The organism is Acinetobacter sp. UBA2581, assembly GCF_002339435.1.
GTDB classification, from domain to species: Bacteria; Pseudomonadota; Gammaproteobacteria; order Pseudomonadales; family Moraxellaceae; genus Acinetobacter; species Acinetobacter variabilis.
The window spans coordinates 30,641-50,271 of the sequence record NZ_DDLD01000115.1; the positions used below are offsets into that span (position 1 = coordinate 30,641).

At 45.2% G+C, this 19,631-nt stretch carries 19 protein-coding genes; 5 read left to right on the top strand and 14 right to left on the bottom strand.

Annotation, left to right across the window (positions count from 1 at the left end; all coding sequences use genetic code 11):
* Nucleotides 1-11 precede the first annotated feature (11 nt).
* On the top strand, nucleotides 12-767 hold the full coding sequence (locus B3Q46_RS14670) for a biotin--[acetyl-CoA-carboxylase] ligase (protein ID WP_005234244.1): 756 nt from the start codon (nucleotides 12-14) through the stop codon (nucleotides 765-767).
* 14 nt (nucleotides 768-781) lie between these two features.
* Nucleotides 782-1,522, top strand: coding sequence for a type III pantothenate kinase (locus B3Q46_RS14675; protein ID WP_005234243.1), 741 nt, complete (start codon nucleotides 782-784; stop codon nucleotides 1,520-1,522).
* Here the strand turns inward: B3Q46_RS14675 and B3Q46_RS14680 are convergent.
* The 3 genes from B3Q46_RS14680 to ffh all read right to left on the bottom strand — a co-directional run bounded on the left by B3Q46_RS14680 (nucleotide 1,476) and on the right by ffh (nucleotide 4,360).
* The gene (locus B3Q46_RS14680; RefSeq protein ID WP_005234241.1) at nucleotides 1,476-2,081 is read right to left on the bottom strand and encodes an RBBP9/YdeN family alpha/beta hydrolase; all 606 of its coding nucleotides are present in this window, start codon (nucleotides 2,079-2,081) and stop codon (nucleotides 1,476-1,478) included. The genes B3Q46_RS14675 and B3Q46_RS14680 overlap by 47 nt on opposite strands.
* A gap of 137 nt (nucleotides 2,082-2,218) precedes the next feature.
* The gene (locus B3Q46_RS14685; protein WP_005234240.1) at nucleotides 2,219-2,794 is read right to left on the bottom strand and encodes an RBBP9/YdeN family alpha/beta hydrolase; all 576 of its coding nucleotides are present in this window, start codon (nucleotides 2,792-2,794) and stop codon (nucleotides 2,219-2,221) included.
* 159 nt (nucleotides 2,795-2,953) lie between these two features.
* A complete protein-coding gene (gene ffh, locus B3Q46_RS14690; protein ID WP_004783356.1) occupies nucleotides 2,954-4,360 on the bottom strand; it encodes a signal recognition particle protein in 1,407 nt (468 codons plus the stop codon).
* Between the two features lie 138 nt (nucleotides 4,361-4,498).
* Here ffh and B3Q46_RS14695 point away from each other — a divergent pair, with 138 nt between their 5' ends.
* Nucleotides 4,499-5,308 carry a cytochrome C assembly family protein gene (locus B3Q46_RS14695; protein WP_005234238.1) on the top strand — a complete coding sequence of 270 codons (810 nt, stop codon included), beginning with the start codon at nucleotides 4,499-4,501 and terminating at the stop codon, nucleotides 5,306-5,308.
* Nucleotides 5,309-5,359: 51 nt separating this feature from the next.
* Here B3Q46_RS14695 and B3Q46_RS14700 read toward each other — a convergent pair whose 3' ends face one another.
* The 11 genes from B3Q46_RS14700 to paaA all read right to left on the bottom strand — a co-directional run bounded on the left by B3Q46_RS14700 (nucleotide 5,360) and on the right by paaA (nucleotide 15,461).
* Nucleotides 5,360-6,139, bottom strand: a complete 780-nt coding sequence (locus tag B3Q46_RS14700) for a class I SAM-dependent methyltransferase (protein WP_005234236.1) — start codon at nucleotides 6,137-6,139, stop codon at nucleotides 5,360-5,362.
* A gap of 140 nt (nucleotides 6,140-6,279) precedes the next feature.
* Entirely contained in the window at nucleotides 6,280-6,879 is a 600-nt protein-coding gene (locus tag B3Q46_RS14705; RefSeq protein ID WP_005234234.1) for a hypothetical protein, read from the bottom strand.
* A gap of 41 nt (nucleotides 6,880-6,920) precedes the next feature.
* Nucleotides 6,921-7,862 carry a phenylacetic acid degradation operon negative regulatory protein PaaX gene (gene paaX, locus B3Q46_RS14710; RefSeq protein WP_005234232.1) on the bottom strand — a complete coding sequence of 314 codons (942 nt, stop codon included), beginning with the start codon at nucleotides 7,860-7,862 and terminating at the stop codon, nucleotides 6,921-6,923.
* 60 nt (nucleotides 7,863-7,922) lie between these two features.
* Nucleotides 7,923-9,215 carry a phenylacetate--CoA ligase PaaK gene (gene paaK / locus B3Q46_RS14715; protein ID WP_005234230.1) on the bottom strand — a complete coding sequence of 431 codons (1,293 nt, stop codon included), beginning with the start codon at nucleotides 9,213-9,215 and terminating at the stop codon, nucleotides 7,923-7,925.
* A 60-nt stretch (nucleotides 9,216-9,275) separates the two neighbouring features.
* Nucleotides 9,276-10,478, bottom strand: a complete 1,203-nt coding sequence (gene pcaF, locus B3Q46_RS14720; RefSeq protein ID WP_005234228.1) for a 3-oxoadipyl-CoA thiolase — start codon at nucleotides 10,476-10,478, stop codon at nucleotides 9,276-9,278.
* Between the two features lie 441 nt (nucleotides 10,479-10,919).
* On the bottom strand, nucleotides 10,920-11,711 hold the full coding sequence (gene paaG, locus B3Q46_RS14725) for a 2-(1,2-epoxy-1,2-dihydrophenyl)acetyl-CoA isomerase PaaG (RefSeq protein ID WP_005234227.1): 792 nt from the start codon (nucleotides 11,709-11,711) through the stop codon (nucleotides 10,920-10,922).
* 64 nt (nucleotides 11,712-11,775) lie between these two features.
* On the bottom strand, nucleotides 11,776-12,834 hold the full coding sequence (gene paaE / locus B3Q46_RS14730; RefSeq protein WP_005234225.1) for a 1,2-phenylacetyl-CoA epoxidase subunit PaaE: 1,059 nt from the start codon (nucleotides 12,832-12,834) through the stop codon (nucleotides 11,776-11,778).
* Between the two features lie 65 nt (nucleotides 12,835-12,899).
* A complete protein-coding gene (paaD, locus tag B3Q46_RS14735) occupies nucleotides 12,900-13,400 on the bottom strand; it encodes a 1,2-phenylacetyl-CoA epoxidase subunit PaaD (protein ID WP_005234222.1) in 501 nt (166 codons plus the stop codon).
* A 28-nt stretch (nucleotides 13,401-13,428) separates the two neighbouring features.
* Nucleotides 13,429-14,184 (bottom strand): 1,2-phenylacetyl-CoA epoxidase subunit PaaC, encoded by a 756-nt coding sequence (paaC, locus tag B3Q46_RS14740; protein ID WP_005234220.1) that lies wholly within the window; start codon nucleotides 14,182-14,184, stop codon nucleotides 13,429-13,431.
* A gap of 16 nt (nucleotides 14,185-14,200) precedes the next feature.
* Nucleotides 14,201-14,488, bottom strand: coding sequence for a 1,2-phenylacetyl-CoA epoxidase subunit PaaB (gene paaB / locus B3Q46_RS14745; RefSeq protein ID WP_005234219.1), 288 nt, complete (start codon nucleotides 14,486-14,488; stop codon nucleotides 14,201-14,203).
* A 28-nt stretch (nucleotides 14,489-14,516) separates the two neighbouring features.
* Nucleotides 14,517-15,461: a 1,2-phenylacetyl-CoA epoxidase subunit PaaA gene (paaA, locus tag B3Q46_RS14750; protein ID WP_005234218.1), complete on the bottom strand. Its 945-nt coding sequence runs from the start codon at nucleotides 15,459-15,461 to the stop codon at nucleotides 14,517-14,519.
* Nucleotides 15,462-15,723: 262 nt separating this feature from the next.
* Between paaA and paaZ the strand changes: the two genes are divergently transcribed.
* Nucleotides 15,724-17,835, top strand: a complete 2,112-nt coding sequence (gene paaZ, locus B3Q46_RS14755; protein ID WP_005234217.1) for a phenylacetic acid degradation bifunctional protein PaaZ — start codon at nucleotides 15,724-15,726, stop codon at nucleotides 17,833-17,835.
* A 206-nt stretch (nucleotides 17,836-18,041) separates the two neighbouring features.
* Nucleotides 18,042-19,481, top strand: a complete 1,440-nt coding sequence (locus B3Q46_RS14760; RefSeq protein WP_005234216.1) for a spinster family MFS transporter — start codon at nucleotides 18,042-18,044, stop codon at nucleotides 19,479-19,481.
* Nucleotides 19,482-19,631: the final 150 nt, after the last annotated feature.

The following is a 19,631-nucleotide window of genomic DNA, read 5'->3' on the forward strand; positions in this document are numbered from 1 at the left end:
TTTAGATTCAAATGGATGTAGAAACTCGCGAACTGCAGCAACGTTTAAGTCAAGCAGGCCAACTCCCTGAAGTGCTGCTGATCAAGCCCATTACCACATCGACCAATGACGATGTCCGGGAACTAGCAACCAAAGGGGTACAACAGGTACTGGTGTGTAGCCGCGTGCAAACCCAAGGACGTGGACAGCGTCAACGTCAGTGGATTTCTCCTGAGGGGAACATCTATTTAAGCACATTGCTGCATACACAAAAAGCAATCGATGGTCGTCTGGCGCTGGAAATTGCATTAAATATCCTGCAAATGCCAAGTCTAAAAGGACTGGACTTGCAGGTAAAATGGCCCAATGACCTGTACAGCCTGCAAGGGAAATGGGGCGGCATTCTGATTGAACCGATTTCGACCCAACAGGTGGTGGTCGGCGTCGGGATCAATATCAGTCCACTCACGGAAAGCGTTCCAGACCAGCAGGTGACTTCTCTGACTGAATTGGGACTACAGCATGCTTCACGTGTGGATCTGATTGCCGAGTTGTATCTGGCTATTCAGCAAGCGGGTGAATGGTTTAATTATGGCAGTCAGAATCTACCAGCACGGTTTAAGCAATATGCCGCATTTTTCCAGCAAACAGTTGAATTTACCGATATTCAAGGCCAATATTCCGGAACTTTCCTCGGCATTCAGGACGATGGTGCCGTTATTATCGAAACGGATGCAGGTACGCAGATATTTTATCAGGGGCAACTCCGTCTTAAAAACGGCGGCTGAACAGGCATCATTCAATGAAAAAACTATGGTTGGATATCGGCAATACACGGCTCAAATACTGGATTACGGAGCAGAACCAGATCATTGAACATGCCGCGGAAATGCATTTACAATCCCCTGCCGACTTACTTCTTGGCTTGATTCAGCACTTTAAAAGTTTGGGTCTGCATCAAGTCGGAATTTCTTCAGTACTGGACAAAGCGAATAATGTCCGTATTCAATCGATTCTGACCTGCCTGAACATTCCTGTGGTTTTTGCCAAAGTACAGGCACGCTATGCCGGTCTGATCTGTGGCTATGATGATCCTTCACAGCTTGGGATTGACCGCTGGTTGCAGGTGCTGGCCGTTGCCAAGTCAGCCGATCAAAATTACTGTGTCATCAGCTGCGGGACTGCCCTGACCATTGATCTAGCCCAAGGCCAAGAACATCTCGGCGGTTATATCCTGCCGAATCTGTATTTACAACGCGATTCCCTGATCCAGAATACCAAAGGCATTAAAATCCCAGATGTAGCTTTCGAGGAACTCAGTCCTGGACGCAATACCATTGATGCCGTGCATCATGGCATTTTATTCGGTCTGCTCAGCACCATTGAAAAAGTACTGCAAGATTTTCCGGCACAGCTGATCCTGACTGGTGGAGATGCTGCACTCTTTGCCCAGCATCTCGAACGGTTTCAGCCCGTGATTGAACCAGACTTATTACTTAAAGGCCTGCAGCATTTTGCAGATCATTTGCCAGACACAGTTTGAGGAGCTCGAGTAACTTTGAAAAATCTGCATAGCCATCCAGCTTGTTAAAATGCCCTGCATTTTTGATTTCAAAAATCTGTGCATTCAGGCTATGGCCCAAACGCAGTGAAATCGGTGCAGGCACATAAGGATCATTGCTGGAAAGCAGCATTACAAAGCGTTTGGCACCATGTGATAGATTGTTCAGATCTAACTTTACTGCCTGCACCATTTTATTTAGTTCCGACCAGGCCACCAATGGTGTATCAAAAGCTGCGACCAGCATGAGCCCGCCAATTTTCAATTGCGTACGGCTATAGTGATCTTCGAGAAACTTTAGAGCACTTAAGCCACCCAAGCCATGCGCAACAATGAAACTATGCTCATCCAGATGCGGAATCTGCAGTTTCAGGTTGTGCTGCCATTCTTCCAGATCAGGTTGAAAAGGGTTGGCCAGCATGATCCGTTTGGCCTCGAACCCTGCGTCTTTGATCTGCCGGCTTAACCATGGATACCAGTGGTCATTTGAGGTCGCCTGATAATCAGGCACGATATAGACTTTCTTCGTTATATTTTTCATAGCATTGTACTTATTATATTGAGAGCAAAATGCTCCGACAAAAGTTAAGTTTTTAATTATTTATTAGCGGATGAAATTCAATATTCCTTATTCAACTTCATCCTGCCATCATTGAACCAATCTATTCATCATCTTCCCTATTCATTGGAAGATTGGATCAGATAAGGCTGAATCACTCGCCAGACTTCCGGCAGTTCAGTACAGCCTTGCGAATTAATGAAATGCCCTTGATGCTCGGCACAGACCACGATAGCATCTAGACTTTCCGCCTGCGCCAGGCTAAAGTCAGGCTGAACCCGATCATCACCTTCCGAATAAATCACTATACGTTCATCAATCTGACGTTTCAGTAAATCAAAATCCACTTCAGCCGCGTCAATGAAAGGATTAACTTCTTCCAGACGTCCCAGTCTACCATTAAAACCGGCCACTAAAACCAGTTGTTTGATTTTTTGATTTTTTAATTCGCGACTTAAATAATGTAATGCAGCCAGACATCCTAAGCTATGTGCAATAAAAATACTGTTTTCGTCAATCCCGTCAATCTGTTCACGCATTTGCTGTTCCCAGACCTCCAGTTTTGGCGTAGTCGATGGGTCAAGTCTGAGTACTTTCAAGCTGACATGTTCCTGCTGGGCTTTTTCCTGAATCCATGGAAACCAGTTTTCTTCAGGACTTGCGGTATAGCCATGCACCACAATCACTTGAGTCATTAGATACATCCTTCTGTATTATTTTATTTCGAATGTTTTCGAGTCTGCCTGATTTTTCTGGAAATTTGGGTAAGCAAATGTTGTTTCGTTTAAAGTGGATATAAAAGAAAATACAGACAATAAAAAAGGCGCTATACGCGCCTTTCTTATTTAAAACAGTTATTTTTTGTCGTTGCCGCCGAACAGTGGACCCATACCACCGCCGCCACCAAACTGTTTTTGCAGACCGCTCAGTGATTTCATCATTTTTGCCATACCCGACGGATTGGCAAATTTCTTCATCATCTTCGCCATTTGCGCATGCTGCTTGATCAGCTTGTTGACTTCTGACACTTCCATACCGCAACCTGCTGCAATACGCTTTTTACGGCTTGGATTCATCAGGTCAGGGTTACGGCGTTCCTTAATGGTCATTGACTGAATAATCGCTTCCATTTTCTTCACTTGCTTTTCAGGATTCGCCTGCGCAATCGCATCTTGAATACCAGAATTGCTCATACCTGGAAGTTTGTCCAGGAAGCCCATCATGCCGCCCATCTTGTTCATCTGCTCGAATTGCATCAGCATATCTTCAAAGTTGAAGCTACCGCCTTTCTGCAATTTCTTCGCCATTTTTTCGGCTTTTTCTTTGTCGATTTTGCGTTCAACTTCTTCGACCAAAGAAAGCACGTCACCCATGCCCAGAATACGCTGTGCCACACGTTCCGGATGGAATGGCTCAAGGGCATCCAGTTTTTCGCCCATACCAAGAAACTTGATTGGCTTGCCAGTAATCGCACGAACAGAAAGTGCTGCACCACCGCGCGCATCACCATCGGTTTTAGTCAGGATCACACCCGTCAAAGGAAGCGCATCGTTAAATGCTTTGGCTGTATTCGCCGCATCCTGACCAGTCATGGCATCGACCACGAACAGGGTTTCAGTCGGATTAATCGCTGCATGCAGCTCTTTAATCTCTTCCATCATATCGTCATCGATATGCAGACGACCTGCGGTATCGACAATCAACACATCGGCAAACTGGATTTTTGCCTGTTCAATTGCACGATTAACGATACTGATTGGCTTTTCAGTAGCACTTGATTCAAGGAAAATCGCGCCAACTTCGCCAGCCACTGTCTGTAACTGCTTGATCGCAGCCGGACGATAAACGTCGGCAGACACCATAGCCACTTTTTTCTTTTGACGTTCTTGCAGAAAGCGTGCAAGTTTGGCTGCAGTCGTGGTTTTACCCGCACCCTGCAAACCGGCAAGCAGTACCACCACCGGTGGTTTCGCTGCAAGGTCAAGGCTTTCATTGGCCTCGCCCATCATTTTGGTCAATTCGTCATAAACGATTTTGACGAAAGCTTGCCCTGGTGATAACTGAGTCATCACTTCCTGGCCTAATGCTTCTTCCTTAACTTTCGCGATAAATTCACGAGTTACAGGTAACGCAACGTCGGCTTCAAGAAGTGCCATACGTACTTCACGTAACGTATCTTTAATATTGTCTTCGGTTAGCTGCCCTGAGCCAGTAACATTTCTTAAACTCTGCGTGAGTCGTTCTGTTAAGGTATCAAACATTGCAAAATCCGCTTAAAATAGCCAGTAGCAAAAAATTGTTTCTTAAAATAGAAAATTTATGCATAGAATGCTATAGGATACTGTAGTTCGCACTGAATTTATATAAATGAATATTCATCACCCTTAAAAAGGTTTGACATGCTTAGCCTACCCTTGGTTTACACGATCTTAGCATTAATCGCTTATACCTCCTCTTTTTGGTATCTGTTCATTCATTTAATGACTAAACGTACTCCAAATCAATGGTTTGTCGGCTTAACAGCTTTAGTTGGACTGGTACTCCATGCTTTGGTTTTATCAGGTGACATGTATACCCCGATGGGGATGAATTATGATGTATTTGCCTTACTTTCCTTTACTTCAGGGCTAATGTTGCTGCTAAGCATCATTTATAGTACCTATCGGCCGATTATTGCGCTAAACCTGATTGGTATTCCCGTCGCTGCGACCGGCCTGATCCTCGGTTTTAGTTTCACCCAGCCAGCGAAAGTCATTGCACAGAATTCCCTGGGTCTGGATATTCATATTATCTTGTCCCTATCTGCTTACGCTGTGTTATTGATGGCGACGATTCAGGCCGTGATTTTGCGGTTTCAGGACCGTGAACTGAAGAAAAAACAGAAACGTCGGATTTGGGTGAATCTGTTGCCATCCTATCAAGATATGGAATCTTTATTGTTCGATATGCTGATGACCGGTTTCATTTTACTGACACTGGCATTGGGTTTCGGCTTCTTTACCATTGATAATTTCTTCGCCCAGCATCTGGCCCATAAGACTGCCTTTAGTATTGTGTCCTGGCTGGTTTATGGCGCATTATTGATTGGACACTGGAAATTTGGCTGGCGTGGCCAGAAAGCAGTTCGCTTTACCCTGCTTGGGTTTGGCCTGCTGGCGCTCGGTTTTATCGGTTCCAAATTTGTGCTGGAAATGCTTTTAAACAAATAAGCTGATTGATCTTCAATATTATAAAAACTCAGCTAAGACTGGGCTTTTTATTTAATTATCCATTCCTTTATCTGGATTTATCCTTCCCACTCGTAGCGATAGCGGCCAGCTCACTACCCGGGGCAATTCTGGGTCTTCCCATTCTGGCAATAAGGCATCTGCCAGTACATTCAGCGGATTATGTCCGAGTGCCTGGGTAGCTGCTTTTACGGCTGACCAGGTACTCATATAGCCTATCAATTGGTAAAAGCTCCACTCGACTTGTAATACCGTCGGCTGTACAGCAATTTCATGAAATGGGAATGGTAGATTTTTGTATCCTTCATCAACATGGCGGCGTTCAGGTGCCCAATAAGGCGCGATCGTCACTTCATAAAAATGTCTGAAATAATGATTCAGATGTTCTTCATCGATGCTGAATACCCCATAATTAATAAGAGCTAAAATGGTATTAGGTTTTGCAATACGGCGAACTTCCGCATAGAACTTGTCCAGATCCAGCCAATGTGCAGCCTGTGCAACTGAAATCAGATCCACACTCTGGTCAACACATGGGATTTCTTCGGCTAAGGCCTGATGATATTGAATTTTCGGATGAGGTTGGGCCTGTGCGATTTGTTTGCTACTCGCATCAATGGCAATCACCTGATCAAAATAATGTGCCAAAACCTCTGAAAACTGTCCTGAGCCACAGCCAACATCTAAAGCTACTTTCGTACTCGGTGCCAACTCTGCCAATATCTTTCCCAAAGTATCCGGATAATGCGGGCGAAACAAGGCATAATCTTGGGACTGCTGGGAGAAATGGTCTTTAAATTCCCGACTTTCCATCTGCACTTTCCTGACCTGTTTTCTCACAGCTTAACTCGATCCGGAAAGGCGACAATAGTAATTTGGTTTCATTTCCAATAATTTTAAAACTAAAAAATTAGCGTATTTTAATTATCTAAATTTTTTAAAAATCAGCGAGTTTAACTATTTTGCTTGATTTGATAATCCGCTTTAAAGTTCTGATAACTACGTCGCTCTGCGGAATTTTCGGTTAAAGCTTCTACTTCCTGCATGGTATTCAGGCAACGTGTAGTGAGCTGGATATATTGCTCGGTGCCATGGCTTTTCCAGGCAATTTCTTTTTCTTCTAAAGGACGGATGACTTTTGCCGGACTGCCAAGTACCAGATTATTTGCTAGCACTTTGAATTTAGCCTTAACTGTACTGTTGGCCCCAACAATGACATTCTCCCCGATTTCGGCCTCATCCAGAATTACACTGTTCATACCGATCAAGGCATTTTTTCGTACCACGCAGCCATGCAGAATGGCACCATGACCAACATGGCCATATTCTTCAACCAAGGTCACACTGTCCGGAAATCCATGAATGGCACAGGAATCCTGTACATTGGCATTTTTCTGGATATGAATCCGGCCAAAATCGGCACGCAACGAAGCGAACGGACCAATATAAACTCCGGCTTCAATGATCACATCACCGATCAGCACAGCCGTAGGATGAACATAAGCTTTAGGGCTGACGACAGGAATAACCCCATCAATCGCATAACATGGCATAGACTCCTCCTTGAGCTACTAGGTTCATGATCTTTTAAATATCAAAAAGTCAATTCCGGCTGCTTTAAGCCACCAAAACGTTTATAAAATTGTGGATGTGCAGGTGGCATAAGACCTTCCGCTGTCCGGGCAGTTTCCAGGAAAAACTCATCTCCTGCTGCAAATACTGTCTGATATAGATTGGTACTCAGGTTGCGCGCAATCAGTGACAACCAGTCTGTTGGCAACAGTTCAAATGGCAGATTCGGGTCTTTTAGTAAAATACGGCGATATTGATGGATCAACAGGATACGAATCTGGAAGGCTTGTACCGGATCCAGTTCCTCTTCATTTTCCACCAGATAGAAAAACTCGCGGAAATCGCTAATAAATTTTTCATAACGCTGATGCAGTTCAGGAATTGGCCAATTGGTTTCAACCATGCGTTTAATGGTTGGATAAGATTCCTGCCAGAGCTGTAAAGTTTCAGCACGAAACACTACGACCTGATCGGTCATCTTGTTATTCAGTAACAGGTTTTGCAGTTTCTGCTGATCACACCCCGGATAGGCCATGACATTGGTCGCGATATTGGCAAAGCCTAACCATTCCAGTTCTTTTTTTAGCGTTTGTTTATTTTCTAGTTCAACTGAACTGAGCAGAACCAGATCCCATTTCTGATCCCATTCATTATGCTGGAAACTATAAATTTTCTGGTCTGCGGTAATAAAACGCTGACGGCTGCTTTCGGTAATCCGGTAATAACTGGTGCGGCCAATCTTTTCTGAACTCAGCCAGCCATTTTGTACCAGACGGAATACGGCGGTACGCACAGAACGCTCATTGAAGCCAAATACATCCATCAGCTGAATCAGGCTGGCAAGACTAATGACTCCCCCACGGTGATAAATGCTGTCACCAAAAATCGTCATTACCAATGAGGTTCCACTGAGGGTCTCATTCTGAATGAAATCATCAATTACTTGTTTTAATTTCGGATTCATTACGTTCAATTTACCTTGTCAAAGCCGGATGACAGACCTGAGCCTGTCATCCAGACGTATTTAAGCGGACTTTCGGATATCAAACACCCGCTGAGCCTTACCTTCAGAACGTGGCAAGCTACCTTCCGGTAAAACTTCCACACTGACACTAATCCCGACCATGGTCTTGATTTGTACTTTCAGCTGATTTGCCAATTGGTGTGTCATATTTATAGCATTATCTTTACGCATTTCGGTACGAATATGCAATGTATCCAGATGACCCTGTTTACAAATCTGAATCTGATAATTTGGAATAAGCTGCGGAATATGCAGGATTTGCTCTTCAATTTGTGATGGGAACACATTCACACCACGAATAATCATCATGTCATCACTGCGACCTACAATCTTGTCCATACGACGCATGGTACGTGCTGTACCAGGCAATAAGCGTGTCAGATCACGGGTACGGTAACGAATCACCGGCATACCCTCTTTAGTAATGGTGGTAAATACCAGTTCACCCAGCTCACCATCAGGTAATACTTCACCAGTTTCCGGATGGATAATTTCAGGATAGAAGTGATCTTCCCAAATGGTAGGACCATCTTTAGATTCCAGACATTCCATCGCTACACCCGGCCCCATCACTTCAGACAGGCCATAAATATCCAGTGCATCAATACCCAGACGTTCTTCGATTTCACGGCGCATTTCATTGGTCCATGGCTCTGCACCAAAGATCCCGGTCTTGATCGAACAATCCTTGGCAGTCCCGAATTTTTTCTCCAGACACTCAATAATATTCAGACAGTAAGATGGCGTGACCATTAAAGCCGTTGGCTTGAAATCATGAATCAGCTGGGCCTGCTTGTCGGTCTGACCACCTGACATCGGGATTACGGTGGCACCCAGACGTTCTACCCCATAATGTGCACCCAACCCGCCAGTAAACAGGCCGTATCCATAAGATACCTGAATCGTATCTTTACTGCTGAGTCCGGCTGCGCGTAACGAGCGTGCCACCACATCTGACCAAGTGTTAATGTCATTCTGGGTATAACCGACTACAGTCGGCTGACCTGTGGTCCCTGAAGAAGCATGTACACGGACAATCTGCTCCTGAGGCACAGCAAACATGCCAAATGGATAGTTTTCGCGAAGATCCTGCTTGGTGGTGAACGGGAATTTGGCCAGGTCTTCCAGAGAGTTAAAATCGTCTGGATGCACGCCAGCATCATCGAATTTCTTTTTATAAACCGGGCTATTCTGATAAGCATGTTGCAACATCTTTTTCATACGCTTTAGCTGAACACTGCGTAACTCATCAACCGATACTTTTTCAATTTTTTCCATTGCATTGTTATTCATATTCTTACTCCTGACGCAGTCTTCCTGACCACGGTTTAATTCATTGATTGAATGATGTGTTTAATCCATATTTTCTAAAACCAGTGCAACACCTTGACCGACACCGACACACATGGTGCAGAGTGCATATTTGCCTTTACGGCGTTTCAGTTCATGCATGGCAGTAATCACCAGACGGGTGCCGCTCATACCCAGCGGATGGCCAAGAGCAATAGCACCACCGTTTGGATTGACTCGTGGATCGTCATCCTGAAGTCCTAGCTCACGTAGCACTGCAAGCGCCTGTGCGGCAAAGGCTTCATTTAGTTCGATCACATCCATCTGTTCTAGACTTAAGTTTGTCTGTTTTAATACTTTCTGCACTGCGGGCACTGGACCGATACCCATATAACGTGGTTCTACTCCTGCACTGGCGATTCCTACCACCCGTGCTAGCGGTTTCAGCCCATATTGTTCTGCGAAATATTTATTACCCAGTAGCACACAGGCTGCACCGTCATTGACACCAGACGCATTACCCGCAGTTACCGAACCACCTTCCTTGCGAAATGGTGCTTTTAAAGAAGCCAATTTTTCTAAAGTAGTATCGGCACGTGGATGCTCATCTTCAACAATCACCTGAGTAGCACCTTTGATTTCTACTGGCAGAATTTCTGCCTGAAAAATACCATTCTGCTGTGCCTGTGCAGTTTTTTGCTGGCTGCGATAAGCAAACAGATCCTGATCTTCACGATTAATCTGATATTTTTCAGCTACGTTTTCTGCCGTTTCCGGCATGCTATCTACGCCGAAACCTGCCTTGAATTTTGGATTGATAAAACGCCAGCCAATAGTGGTGTCATAAATTTCCGGAGTACGGCTAAATGCTGTGGTTGGCTTGGATTGTACAAATGGCGCACGGCTCATGGATTCTACCCCACCGGCCACTACAAATTGCGCTTCACCCGATTTAATTGCACGTGCTGCCAGACCGACAGCATCCAGACCGGAAGCACAGAGACGATTTACAGTAATGGCAGGCACACTTTCCGGCAGGCCCGCTAAAAGTGCTGCCATACGCGCGACATTACGATTATCTTCACCGGCCTGATTGGCACAGCCTAAAATTACCTCATCAACTTCTGCCCACGGCAGATTAGGATGCTGCTGTTTTAAATACTGGATCGGTAAAGCAGCAAGGTCATCGGCACGAATACTACTCAAATCACCTGCATAACGACCAATTGGGGTACGAATACCGTCAAAAATATAAGCATGTTCCATCGTTCTTGTTCCTTAGCTGGCCATCCCTTAGTCTGTTGGCGATCCTTGTTGCGCCTGTCCTAGCGCTGTCTAATTAGTTCAATATATACTAGGATGTATCACTCTTCACCAAAAATACGATACATATTTTTTAATATTTTTAAATTTGTGCCATATTAAATTCTATTTACTCATTCAAATTATTTATCTGAATAAATAAAATAAAAAAAATTAATAGATCAATATCTTGAGTAGAAAATAGTGCATAAATCTATATTTTTCAGATTTCATTTACTATCAAGGTACCACTACATATAACATAAGACCTAACTAACCATCAGACCAAATAGGTATCATATTCATACCCGTCAGGAATAGTTCAACTCGACCAAGTTGCTAAGCGATAACTGAAAGGAAAAAATCGCACAACTTTGAGCCGAATCAAATCCATCTCCGGCAGATTTAGCAGCCCTTATATTGTGGTGTTCGTTTTTGCATAAAGGCCTGAACGCCCTCACGATAATCACTAGAACGGCCCGCCAGACGTTGCAGATCGCGCTCCAGAATCAGTTGTTCATCCAGATTATTGTCTGCGGCGGCATGAATCGCTTTCTTAATCAGGGATAGACCATAAGTCGGCTGAGTCGCCAGATGTTCAGCCATTTTTTCAGCTTCTGCTTTTAACTGATCATCTTCAACTACCTGCCAGATCATGCCGAGTTGCAGCGCACGTTCAGCCGAGATTTTGTCACCCAACATCGCAAGACCCATCGCTTGAGCACGGCCAACCAGACGTGGCAGGAACCAGGTACCCCCTGAATCTGGCACCAGACCGAGACGGCAAAAAGCCTGAATAAATGAAGCAGATTTGGCAGCTACCACGATGTCACAAGCCAGTGCAATATTGGCACCTGCACCCGCTGCCACGCCATTCACGGCACAGATTACCGGTTTTGGCATTTCAGCAATCAGTTTAATCAGCGGGTTGTAGTATTTTTCAATCGATAGCCCGAGATCTGGCGCATCAGCATTTGGATCAACCACACGATCATTCAGGTCCTGACCGGCACAGAAACCACGACCTTCTGCAGAAATCACTACAGCGCGAATTGCTGAATCTTGCGCCCAGCGTTTTACGACAGAAGATACTTCCTGATGCATGGTTTCATTAAAACTGTTGAGCTGTTTTGGACGATTAAAAGTCAGGTAGCCCACTGCATTTTTTTCTTCAACAATAATTGTTTGGTAATCCATTACACACCTTTTAAGTTTCTATTTCGTTCATGCATTTATCTGCATGGTGCTTAATTTAAAATCTTTACTCGTCGAAACTGAGACGAACATTTTGAGTGGTTGGACGCGCCTGGCAGCTCAGCACATAACCTTTCTGGATTTCTTCTTCTTCCAAGCTATAGTTGATCGCCATTTCCACTTCACCTTGCAGCACCTTACATTTACAGGTTGCGCATACCCCGCCCTTGCAGGCATAAGGTAGATCTGCTCCAGCACGTAAAGCCGCATCCAGAATGCTGTCATCCTGTTTGGACACTTCAATGATCAGCTCACGGCCATCCAGAATGATGTTGACCTTTTCCTCGGTACGGCTTTCGATCTGCTGTGCAGATGCTTTTGGTGCAGTACCGGTATTGAAGCGTTCCGTGTGAATTTTGCTGCGTTCGATCCCGAGGGTTGGCAACACGGTTTCTACCGCATTCATCATTTCTTCAGGACCACAGGCGAAGCAATGATCGGTTTCTGCTGGAAGCAGGCCCGCCTGAAACAACTGCTGCAATTTTTCTGCATCAATACGGCCATTGAAAATCTCGCTATCATTCAGCTCACGCGAGAAAATGTTGATCAGTTGCAGACGCTCTTTAAAGCGGTCTTTCAGATCCATGATCTGTTCAGAGAACATGGTCTGTTTCCAGGAACGGTTACCATAAACCAGTGTAAAAGTGGCATCTTGCTGACGGCTCAATACTGCTTTGACAATAGACAAAATTGGTGTAATGCCACTGCCTGCAGCAAAGCCCAGATAGTGTTTGCCACCAGCCTTGGCCGCTTTCTGGAAAAACACACCTTGTGGTGGCATCACTTCTAGTACATCGCCGACTTTCAGGTTTTCATTGGCCCAGGTCGAGAACTGGCCCTGATCAATTTTCTTGATCGCGATACTCATGTCTTCATCAGTATCACTACAGATCGAATAGCAACGACGCAATTCTCCCTGTTCTGCCATGTGACGGATGGTCAGGTGTTGGCCCGGCTGATACTGAAAACTATCGGCATGTTCTGGACTCAGTTCAAAAGCAATGCAAATTGCCTGTTCAGTCTGAGGCTGAATCGATTTGATGGTTAACGGAATAAACTGGCTCATTTCAAAATCCTTCTTGAGCTGTGGCGATCTCACGCTTTATTGTTATGGCTTGTGCGCTTAAGCCCTTAAATACATTTAAAATAGTCAAACGGCTCCAGGCATTCCTGACATTTGTACAGCGCCTTGCAAGCGGTTGAACTGAATTCACTGAGTAATCGGGTGTGCTGGCTATGACAATGTGGACACTGGATGCCATCGCTGAGTGCGACATGGGTACCGCAGCTGTTTGAACCACCTTTGGGCGGGGCAATGCCATATTGCTGCAGTTTCTGTTTGCCTTCCTCACTCATCCAGTCGGTGGTCCATGCTTCTGACAGATCGACCACAACTTTGACCGGCGTCAGCTCATGTGCTGCAAATGCCTGGGTGATTTCCGCCTTAAGCAGATCGGTTGCCGGACAGCCACTATAGGTGGGGGTCAATCGGACGATGATTTCATCCTGCGGGTTGATCTCCACCCCGCGAATCATGCCCAGGTCAAGGACCGACAGGACCGGAATTTCCGGATCGGAAACCTGTGCCAGGATATCCCAGCATTGATCTTCTACATGTCTGATCAGATTCATGCCACTCACTCCCTGTGATGTGTTGGATTTACCAGTTCATACTTGGATAGCTGCGCTGCATATATTGCAGTTCCGCCAGTACATAACCCAGATGTTCGGTATGTAGTCCCTGCTTGGCGCCACTACGGTAAGCACCACTTTCTGGCAAGCTCAGTTCAAAACGTTGCAACTCGGCAGATATGGTTTCCAGCCATTTCGGTTTCAGCAGTTCCAGATCAGGAATCAGGTAAGCATCAACCAGCTGACGCTCATCTGCAGTCAGACTGAACAGCTCTTCAGTAAAGCGCCATAGCTGGTTCAGACCATTCTGGATTTTTTCATGTGCTTCTGCCGTACCTAAGCTCAGGCGTTCCATCCATGAGGTTGAAAAACGCAAATGGTATTTCACCTCTTTCAGCGACTTGATGGCGAATGAAGAAATGTTTTCATTCCTACTATTGCTGAGTGCTGCAAACAGCAAAGCATGGTAATGATCCATCAACCACTGACGCACGATGGTTTGACCAAAGTCACCATTTGGCTGTTCACTCAACAGCAAATTGCGGTATTCACGCTCGGTACGGAAATAAGCCAGTTTGTCTTCATCACGGCCCAGTCCTTCAATTTCACCGGCAAGACTCAGTGCTGTACGTGCCTGACCCAGTAAATCCAAGCCGATATTTGCCAGTGCAATATCCAGTTCCAGCTCCGGTGCATGACCGCACCACTCTGCCAGACGGTGTGAAAGGATGAGCTGGCTGTCGCCAACATGTAGTAAAAATTGTGCTAATACCTGATTCGTCATTGCTCTGCCCTCCACCTTACATGTGCTCGATGCCATCTGGAATGTGATAGAAGGTCGGATGACGGTAGACCTTGTTCAGTGAAGGATCAAAAAACTCTGGTTTTTCATCTGGTTGAGATGAGGTAATCAGTTCAGATTTCACTACCCAGATACTTATCCCTTCATTGCGGCGGGTATAGACGTCACGGGCATTTTGCAGGGCAATTTCATCATCAGGAGCGCGCAGGCTGCCGACATGGCGGTGGCTCAGACCCTGTTTGCTGCGAATAAATACTTCGTATAAAGACCAGTTATTCTTGTTCATTTGCATATCCTTGTGCTATTCCGTTGCCTTAGGCAATTTTTCTGTTGTCTAACTGCTGCTGTTGCTTGCTGGCATAAACTGCTGCTGATTCACGTACCCATTTGCCATCTTCCCAAGCCTTGCGACGCGCTTCGATACGTTCATGGTTACATGGACCTTTACCTGCCAGCACATCGAAGAATTCATCCCAGTTCACTTCGCCAAATTCATAGTGGCCTGTTTCTTCATTAAACTTCAGATCTGGGTCCGGCACAGTCAGGCCAAGCTGCAATACTTGCGGTACGGTGTTGTCGACGAATTTCTGACGCAATGCATCATTACTGAATAATTTGATTTTCCACTGCATGCTTTGAGCACTGTTTGGAGAATTGCCATCACTTGGACCAAACATCATCAGTGCCGGCCACCAGAAACGGTTCACTGCATCCTGTGCCATCTGTTTCTGTTCTGGCGTACCTTGTGCCAGTTGCATCATGGCCTCAAAGCCTTGACGCTGGTGGAAACTTTCTTCTTTACAGATACGCACCATGGCACGTGCATAAGGACCATAAGATGTACGACACAGTGCCACCTGATTGACGATTGCCGCCCCATCTACCAGCCAGCCAATCGCCGCTACATCTGCCCAGGTCAGGGTTGGATAGTTAAAAATGGATGAATATTTCATGCGGCCAGCAATTAGCTTTTCCATCATATCATCACGGTCTGCACCAAGCGTTTCTGCTGCACTGTAGAGGTACAGGCCATGTCCTGCTTCATCTTGCACTTTAGCCAGCAATACCGCTTTACGTTTCAAAGTCGGTGCGCGGGTAATCCAGTTACCTTCTGGCAGCATGCCAATCACTTCTGAATGCCCATGCTGGCCAATCTGGCGGATCAGGGTCTTTCTATAGGCATCCGGCATCCAGTCCTTCGCTTCAATAGAAATGTCCTGCTCTATCTTCTGATCGAATGTTTGTTGTTGCTTATTCATGTTTGTTTCACTTATCCCAAGTGCTGATACACTCAAATTAAAACGATACAAATATAAAATCAATACTATTTTTTTAGTATCATATATTTTTAAAAAGCATTTTACTCTAAGTTATTGTTTATATTATTTTTATTTTTTTTATTACATGAAGTTTACTTTTTTAATCATCGATTATGATTGACATTTAAGCTTTTAGGTTGCAGTTTATGAAACATCAAAAGTAAAAACAAACTCAACAACGTATCATAAATGGAGTTATACAATGTTGGAACTGGACAGCACTACCCAGAACACGGATCTTCAGGACGACACACAGGCGCATTATTCAACTAAAGTTAAAGTATTGAGTTCACTGGCTTTAGGCGGTGAACATAGCGCACAAAATGACTTACGTACGGTCTATCACGCCATTAGCGGTGAAGCGATTTACCAAGTCAGTAGCCACGGCATCGACATGCATAACGTAGTGCAATATGCCAAACAGAAAGGTGCTGCCATTGCCCACTGGACTTTCCACCAGCGTGCCAATGCCCTGAAACAGGTGGCACAATATTTACTGGAACGTAAGGAAGATTATTACTGCCTGGCAGCTGCAACCGGCTGTACCCGCAAAGATGCCTGGATTGATATTGAAGGTGGGATTGGCACCCTGTTTGCCTATTCAAGTCTGGTTCGCCGTGAACTCAGCGATGAAACTACACTGGTTGAAGATGCCTGGATTCCATTATCCAAACAGGGCAGCTTTGGTGCCAAACACATCCTGAGCCCAAAAGCCGGTGTAGCAGTGCATATCAATGCATTTAACTTTCCAATCTGGGGCATGCTGGAAAAAATTGCACCGACTCTACTAGCCGGCGTGCCATGTATTGTTAAACCGGCAACAGAAGGCGCAGAACTGACACATGCAGTGGTTAAAGACATTTTAGCCAGTAATTTACTGCCAGAAGGTGCTCTGCAGCTGATCTGCGGACAGACTTACAACCTGTTTGATCACCTGAATGCACAGGATACAGTAACCTTCACAGGTTCGGCTGCTACCGGCCAGAAACTACGTGCACATCCACACCTGAATGCCCACTCCATTCCATTCAGCATGGAAGCCGATTCGGTGAACAGCGCCATCCTGACCCAGCAAGCCAACGATGAAACCATTGACTTGTTTGTGCGTGAAGTCTTCCGTGAAATGACGACCAAGGCCGGACAAAAATGTACTGCAATTCGTCGTGCCTTTGTGCCAGCAGCATTACTCGATACTGTACAGCGGCGCCTGACTGAAAAACTACAGAAAGTAGTCATCGGTGATCCTGCACAGGACGGCGTAACCATGGGTGCTCTGGCCAGCGTTAAACAGAAGCATGATGTTGCTGCTAAGGTAGAACAACTGGCACAGGAAGCTGAAATCATCATGGGTAGCCACCTACGCCAGGATTTTAGCATCCAGGTCGCACACCCAGAAAAATCTGCTTTCTATCCGCCAACAGTGCTGTTATGTAAAGATCCAGTTCAGGCCCAGCAGATTCACAATATCGAAGCCTTTGGCCCAGTGGTTACACTGATGCCGTATAGTGACCTGTCACAACTGGCAACATTAGTAGCTCGTGGTGAAGGAAGTCTGGTTGCTTCAATTGTGCGTAACCATGATGAAAATATTGAACAGCTACTCAGCAAGATCGCGCCTTGGCATGGTCGTGTGCATATTCTGGACCGTGAGAGCGCCAAGGAAAGTACCGGTCATGGTTCACCACTCCCATTGTTAGTGCATGGTGGTCCGGGGCGTGCTGGCGGTGGTGAGGAACTCGGCGGCCTGCGTGCAGTGAAACACTATATGCAGCGTACTGCTATTCAAGGCTCACCAAATGCGCTGACTCAGGTCGGTCATAGCTGGACCGCGGGTGCGGAGGTATTTGAAGACCGTGTGCATCCATTCAAGAAATCTTTCGACGAACTGCGGATCGGTGAGCGCCTGCTGACTGCACGCCGTACCATTACTGAAGCTGATATTGTCAACTTTGGTGGTTTAAGTGGTGATTACTTCTATGCACATATGGACAAGATTGCGGCTGCAGAATCCTTGTTCGGTGAACGTGTCGCACATGGTTACTTCATTGTTTCTGCCGCTGCTGGCCTGTTTGTTGATGCTGCTCCAGGTCCTGTCATTGCCAACTACGGTATGGATAACCTGCGCTTCGTAGAACCTGTGAAAATTGGTGATACCATTCAGGTAGAACTGACCTGCAAGCAGAAAACACCAAAACCACTGCGTGATGAGCAAAAACCGCATGGTGTTGTGGTCTGGGACATCAAAGTGAAAAACCAGCGCAATGAACTGGTCGCGACTTATGACATTCTGACTCTCGTAGAAAAAGCCGCTTAAGCACTATTTTTAGACACTTAAAGCAAAAAGGGAGTCTATTTGATTCCCTTTTTTATTTATTTAAAAATAATTGTATCTTTTTAATCCAGACATATTGACGGCTATGCAAATTACTCCTAGATTAGACTAATTGATACATGTAAAAAATAAAAATAATTAAATATGTATCAAATAAACCAATCACTATAACTTGCACAGGATGTTGCATGATGAATGAAAAAACATTGGTCATAGACAAGGTTGACAATGACGTCCAACCACTCGATTCTCATCTAAAAATTACTACGCCTATCCCTGAACAGGTAGCTACAGAAATTCCACCAGCAGCTTCAGAACGTAGCAGCTATCAATGGTATGTCGTGATCATCTGTATGGTGGCCTATATTCTGTCTTTCGTAGACCGTCAGATTTTATCCCTGATGATTGAACCGATTAAGGCTGACCTAATGCTGAGTGATACCCAGTTCAGCCTGTTACAAGGGCTGGCCTTTTCTCTGTTCTATGCATTTATGGGCGTACCAATTGCCGCACTAGCCGATAAAAAATCCCGTGTGAAAATTATTTCGGTCGGGATCGCTTTCTGGAGTCTGGCAACTGCAGCCTGCGGCCTAAGCAAAAACTTTATCCAGATGTTCCTAGCTCGCCTCAGTGTCGGTGCAGGTGAAGCCGCACTTTCTCCTGCTTTTTACTCAATCGTGGCAGATCTGTTTCCTAAACATAAACTGGGCCGTGCGCTAGGCGTATATGCTATTGGCGCTTTTATCGGTTCAGGACTGGCGTTCCTAATCGGTGGCTATGTGATTGGTCTGCTCAAGGATGTCAGCTTCATTACTTTACCGGTAATTGGTGAGATCAAAACCTGGCAACTGACCTTTATGATTGTCGGTTTACCGGGTGTATTACTGGCCTTAATGATGATTCTGACCGTACGTGAACCAGAACGTAAAGGCCTCAAAATGGATGCCAATGGTGTCGCAGTTAAAGCATCTTTTAAAAATTCTATGGGTTTTATCAAAACCCATAAAAAAACTTTCTTCTGTCATTTTATTGGCTTCTCTTTCTACACCATGATGCTGTATTCCCTGCTCGGCTGGGCACCGGCCTACTACATGCGTCACTTTGGCCTGGATGCAAGCCAGACCGGATATATCCTTGGAAGTATTATTCTTGTCGCAAATACTTCAGGTGCTCTATTCTGTGGCTGGCTCATCGACTTCTTTTCTAAACGTGGCTATAGCGATGCAGCGATCCGTGCCGGTGCAATTGGCTGTGCTGCCCTGATCATTCCAAGTGTGCTATTTACTCAGGTCGACAATATGCAGTTTTCATTCGCATTGATCTTTGTCGCGATGTTCTTTTCCACCTTTCCGATTCCGGCATCAGCCGCTGCTACCCAGATGCTGACACCGAACCAGTTGCGCTCTCAGGTATCAGCAAAATTCCTGCTAATTTCCAACCTGATTGCACTCGGTGTGGGTACAACTGCGGTGGCGCTGATTACTGACCGTTATTATGAAAATACCTTAATGGTGGGTAATTCGATTTCTATCGTCAATGCGATAGCCGGCCTAATTGGTGTATTCCTGCTGTATAAAGGCTGTCAGTATTATCGTGAAAGTATGAAATTCGAAAAACTGGTCGATTAAGACAATCTTAGATTTTTAAGATTTAAATCCAGACCTTAAATCAGCCGATTTAAGGTTTTTTTATTTAGATAGCAAAAGTTCAATAAGTACTCATTCAGGATTAATCTTTTTCTGCAATTCATATGAAAATTAGGTGGTGTTTCAAAAAGT

Excerpts from the sequence above, each read along its gene's own strand:
- paaK (WP_005234230.1), bottom strand. The coding sequence starts at position 9,215 with ATGAATAACAATGCAATGGAAAAAATTGAAAAAGTATCGGTTGATGAG.
- ffh (WP_004783356.1), bottom strand. The coding sequence starts at position 4,360 with ATGTTTGATACCTTAACAGAACGACTCACGCAGAGTTTAAGAAATGTT.
- paaE (WP_005234225.1), bottom strand. The coding sequence starts at position 12,834 with ATGAGCCAGTTTATTCCGTTAACCATCAAATCGATTCAGCCTCAGACT.
- paaZ (WP_005234217.1), top strand. The coding sequence starts at position 15,724 with ATGTTGGAACTGGACAGCACTACCCAGAACACGGATCTTCAGGACGAC.
- paaX (WP_005234232.1), bottom strand. The coding sequence starts at position 7,862 with ATGAATCCGAAATTAAAACAAGTAATTGATGATTTCATTCAGAATGAG.
- paaG (WP_005234227.1), bottom strand. The coding sequence starts at position 11,711 with ATGGATTACCAAACAATTATTGTTGAAGAAAAAAATGCAGTGGGCTAC.
- paaB (WP_005234219.1), bottom strand. The coding sequence starts at position 14,488 with ATGAACAAGAATAACTGGTCTTTATACGAAGTATTTATTCGCAGCAAA.
- B3Q46_RS14705 (WP_005234234.1), bottom strand. The coding sequence starts at position 6,879 with ATGCCATGTTATGCGATTGATGGGGTTATTCCTGTCGTCAGCCCTAAA.
- B3Q46_RS14760 (WP_005234216.1), top strand. The coding sequence starts at position 18,042 with ATGATGAATGAAAAAACATTGGTCATAGACAAGGTTGACAATGACGTC.
- paaC (WP_005234220.1), bottom strand. The coding sequence starts at position 14,184 with ATGACGAATCAGGTATTAGCACAATTTTTACTACATGTTGGCGACAGC.
- B3Q46_RS14700 (WP_005234236.1), bottom strand. The coding sequence starts at position 6,139 with ATGGAAAGTCGGGAATTTAAAGACCATTTCTCCCAGCAGTCCCAAGAT.
- B3Q46_RS14670 (WP_005234244.1), top strand. The coding sequence starts at position 12 with ATGGATGTAGAAACTCGCGAACTGCAGCAACGTTTAAGTCAAGCAGGC.
- B3Q46_RS14695 (WP_005234238.1), top strand. The coding sequence starts at position 4,499 with ATGCTTAGCCTACCCTTGGTTTACACGATCTTAGCATTAATCGCTTAT.
- B3Q46_RS14685 (WP_005234240.1), bottom strand. The coding sequence starts at position 2,794 with ATGACTCAAGTGATTGTGGTGCATGGCTATACCGCAAGTCCTGAAGAA.
- pcaF (WP_005234228.1), bottom strand. The coding sequence starts at position 10,478 with ATGGAACATGCTTATATTTTTGACGGTATTCGTACCCCAATTGGTCGT.
- paaD (WP_005234222.1), bottom strand. The coding sequence starts at position 13,400 with ATGAATCTGATCAGACATGTAGAAGATCAATGCTGGGATATCCTGGCA.
- B3Q46_RS14675 (WP_005234243.1), top strand. The coding sequence starts at position 782 with ATGAAAAAACTATGGTTGGATATCGGCAATACACGGCTCAAATACTGG.
- B3Q46_RS14680 (WP_005234241.1), bottom strand. The coding sequence starts at position 2,081 with ATGAAAAATATAACGAAGAAAGTCTATATCGTGCCTGATTATCAGGCG.
- paaA (WP_005234218.1), bottom strand. The coding sequence starts at position 15,461 with ATGAATAAGCAACAACAAACATTCGATCAGAAGATAGAGCAGGACATT.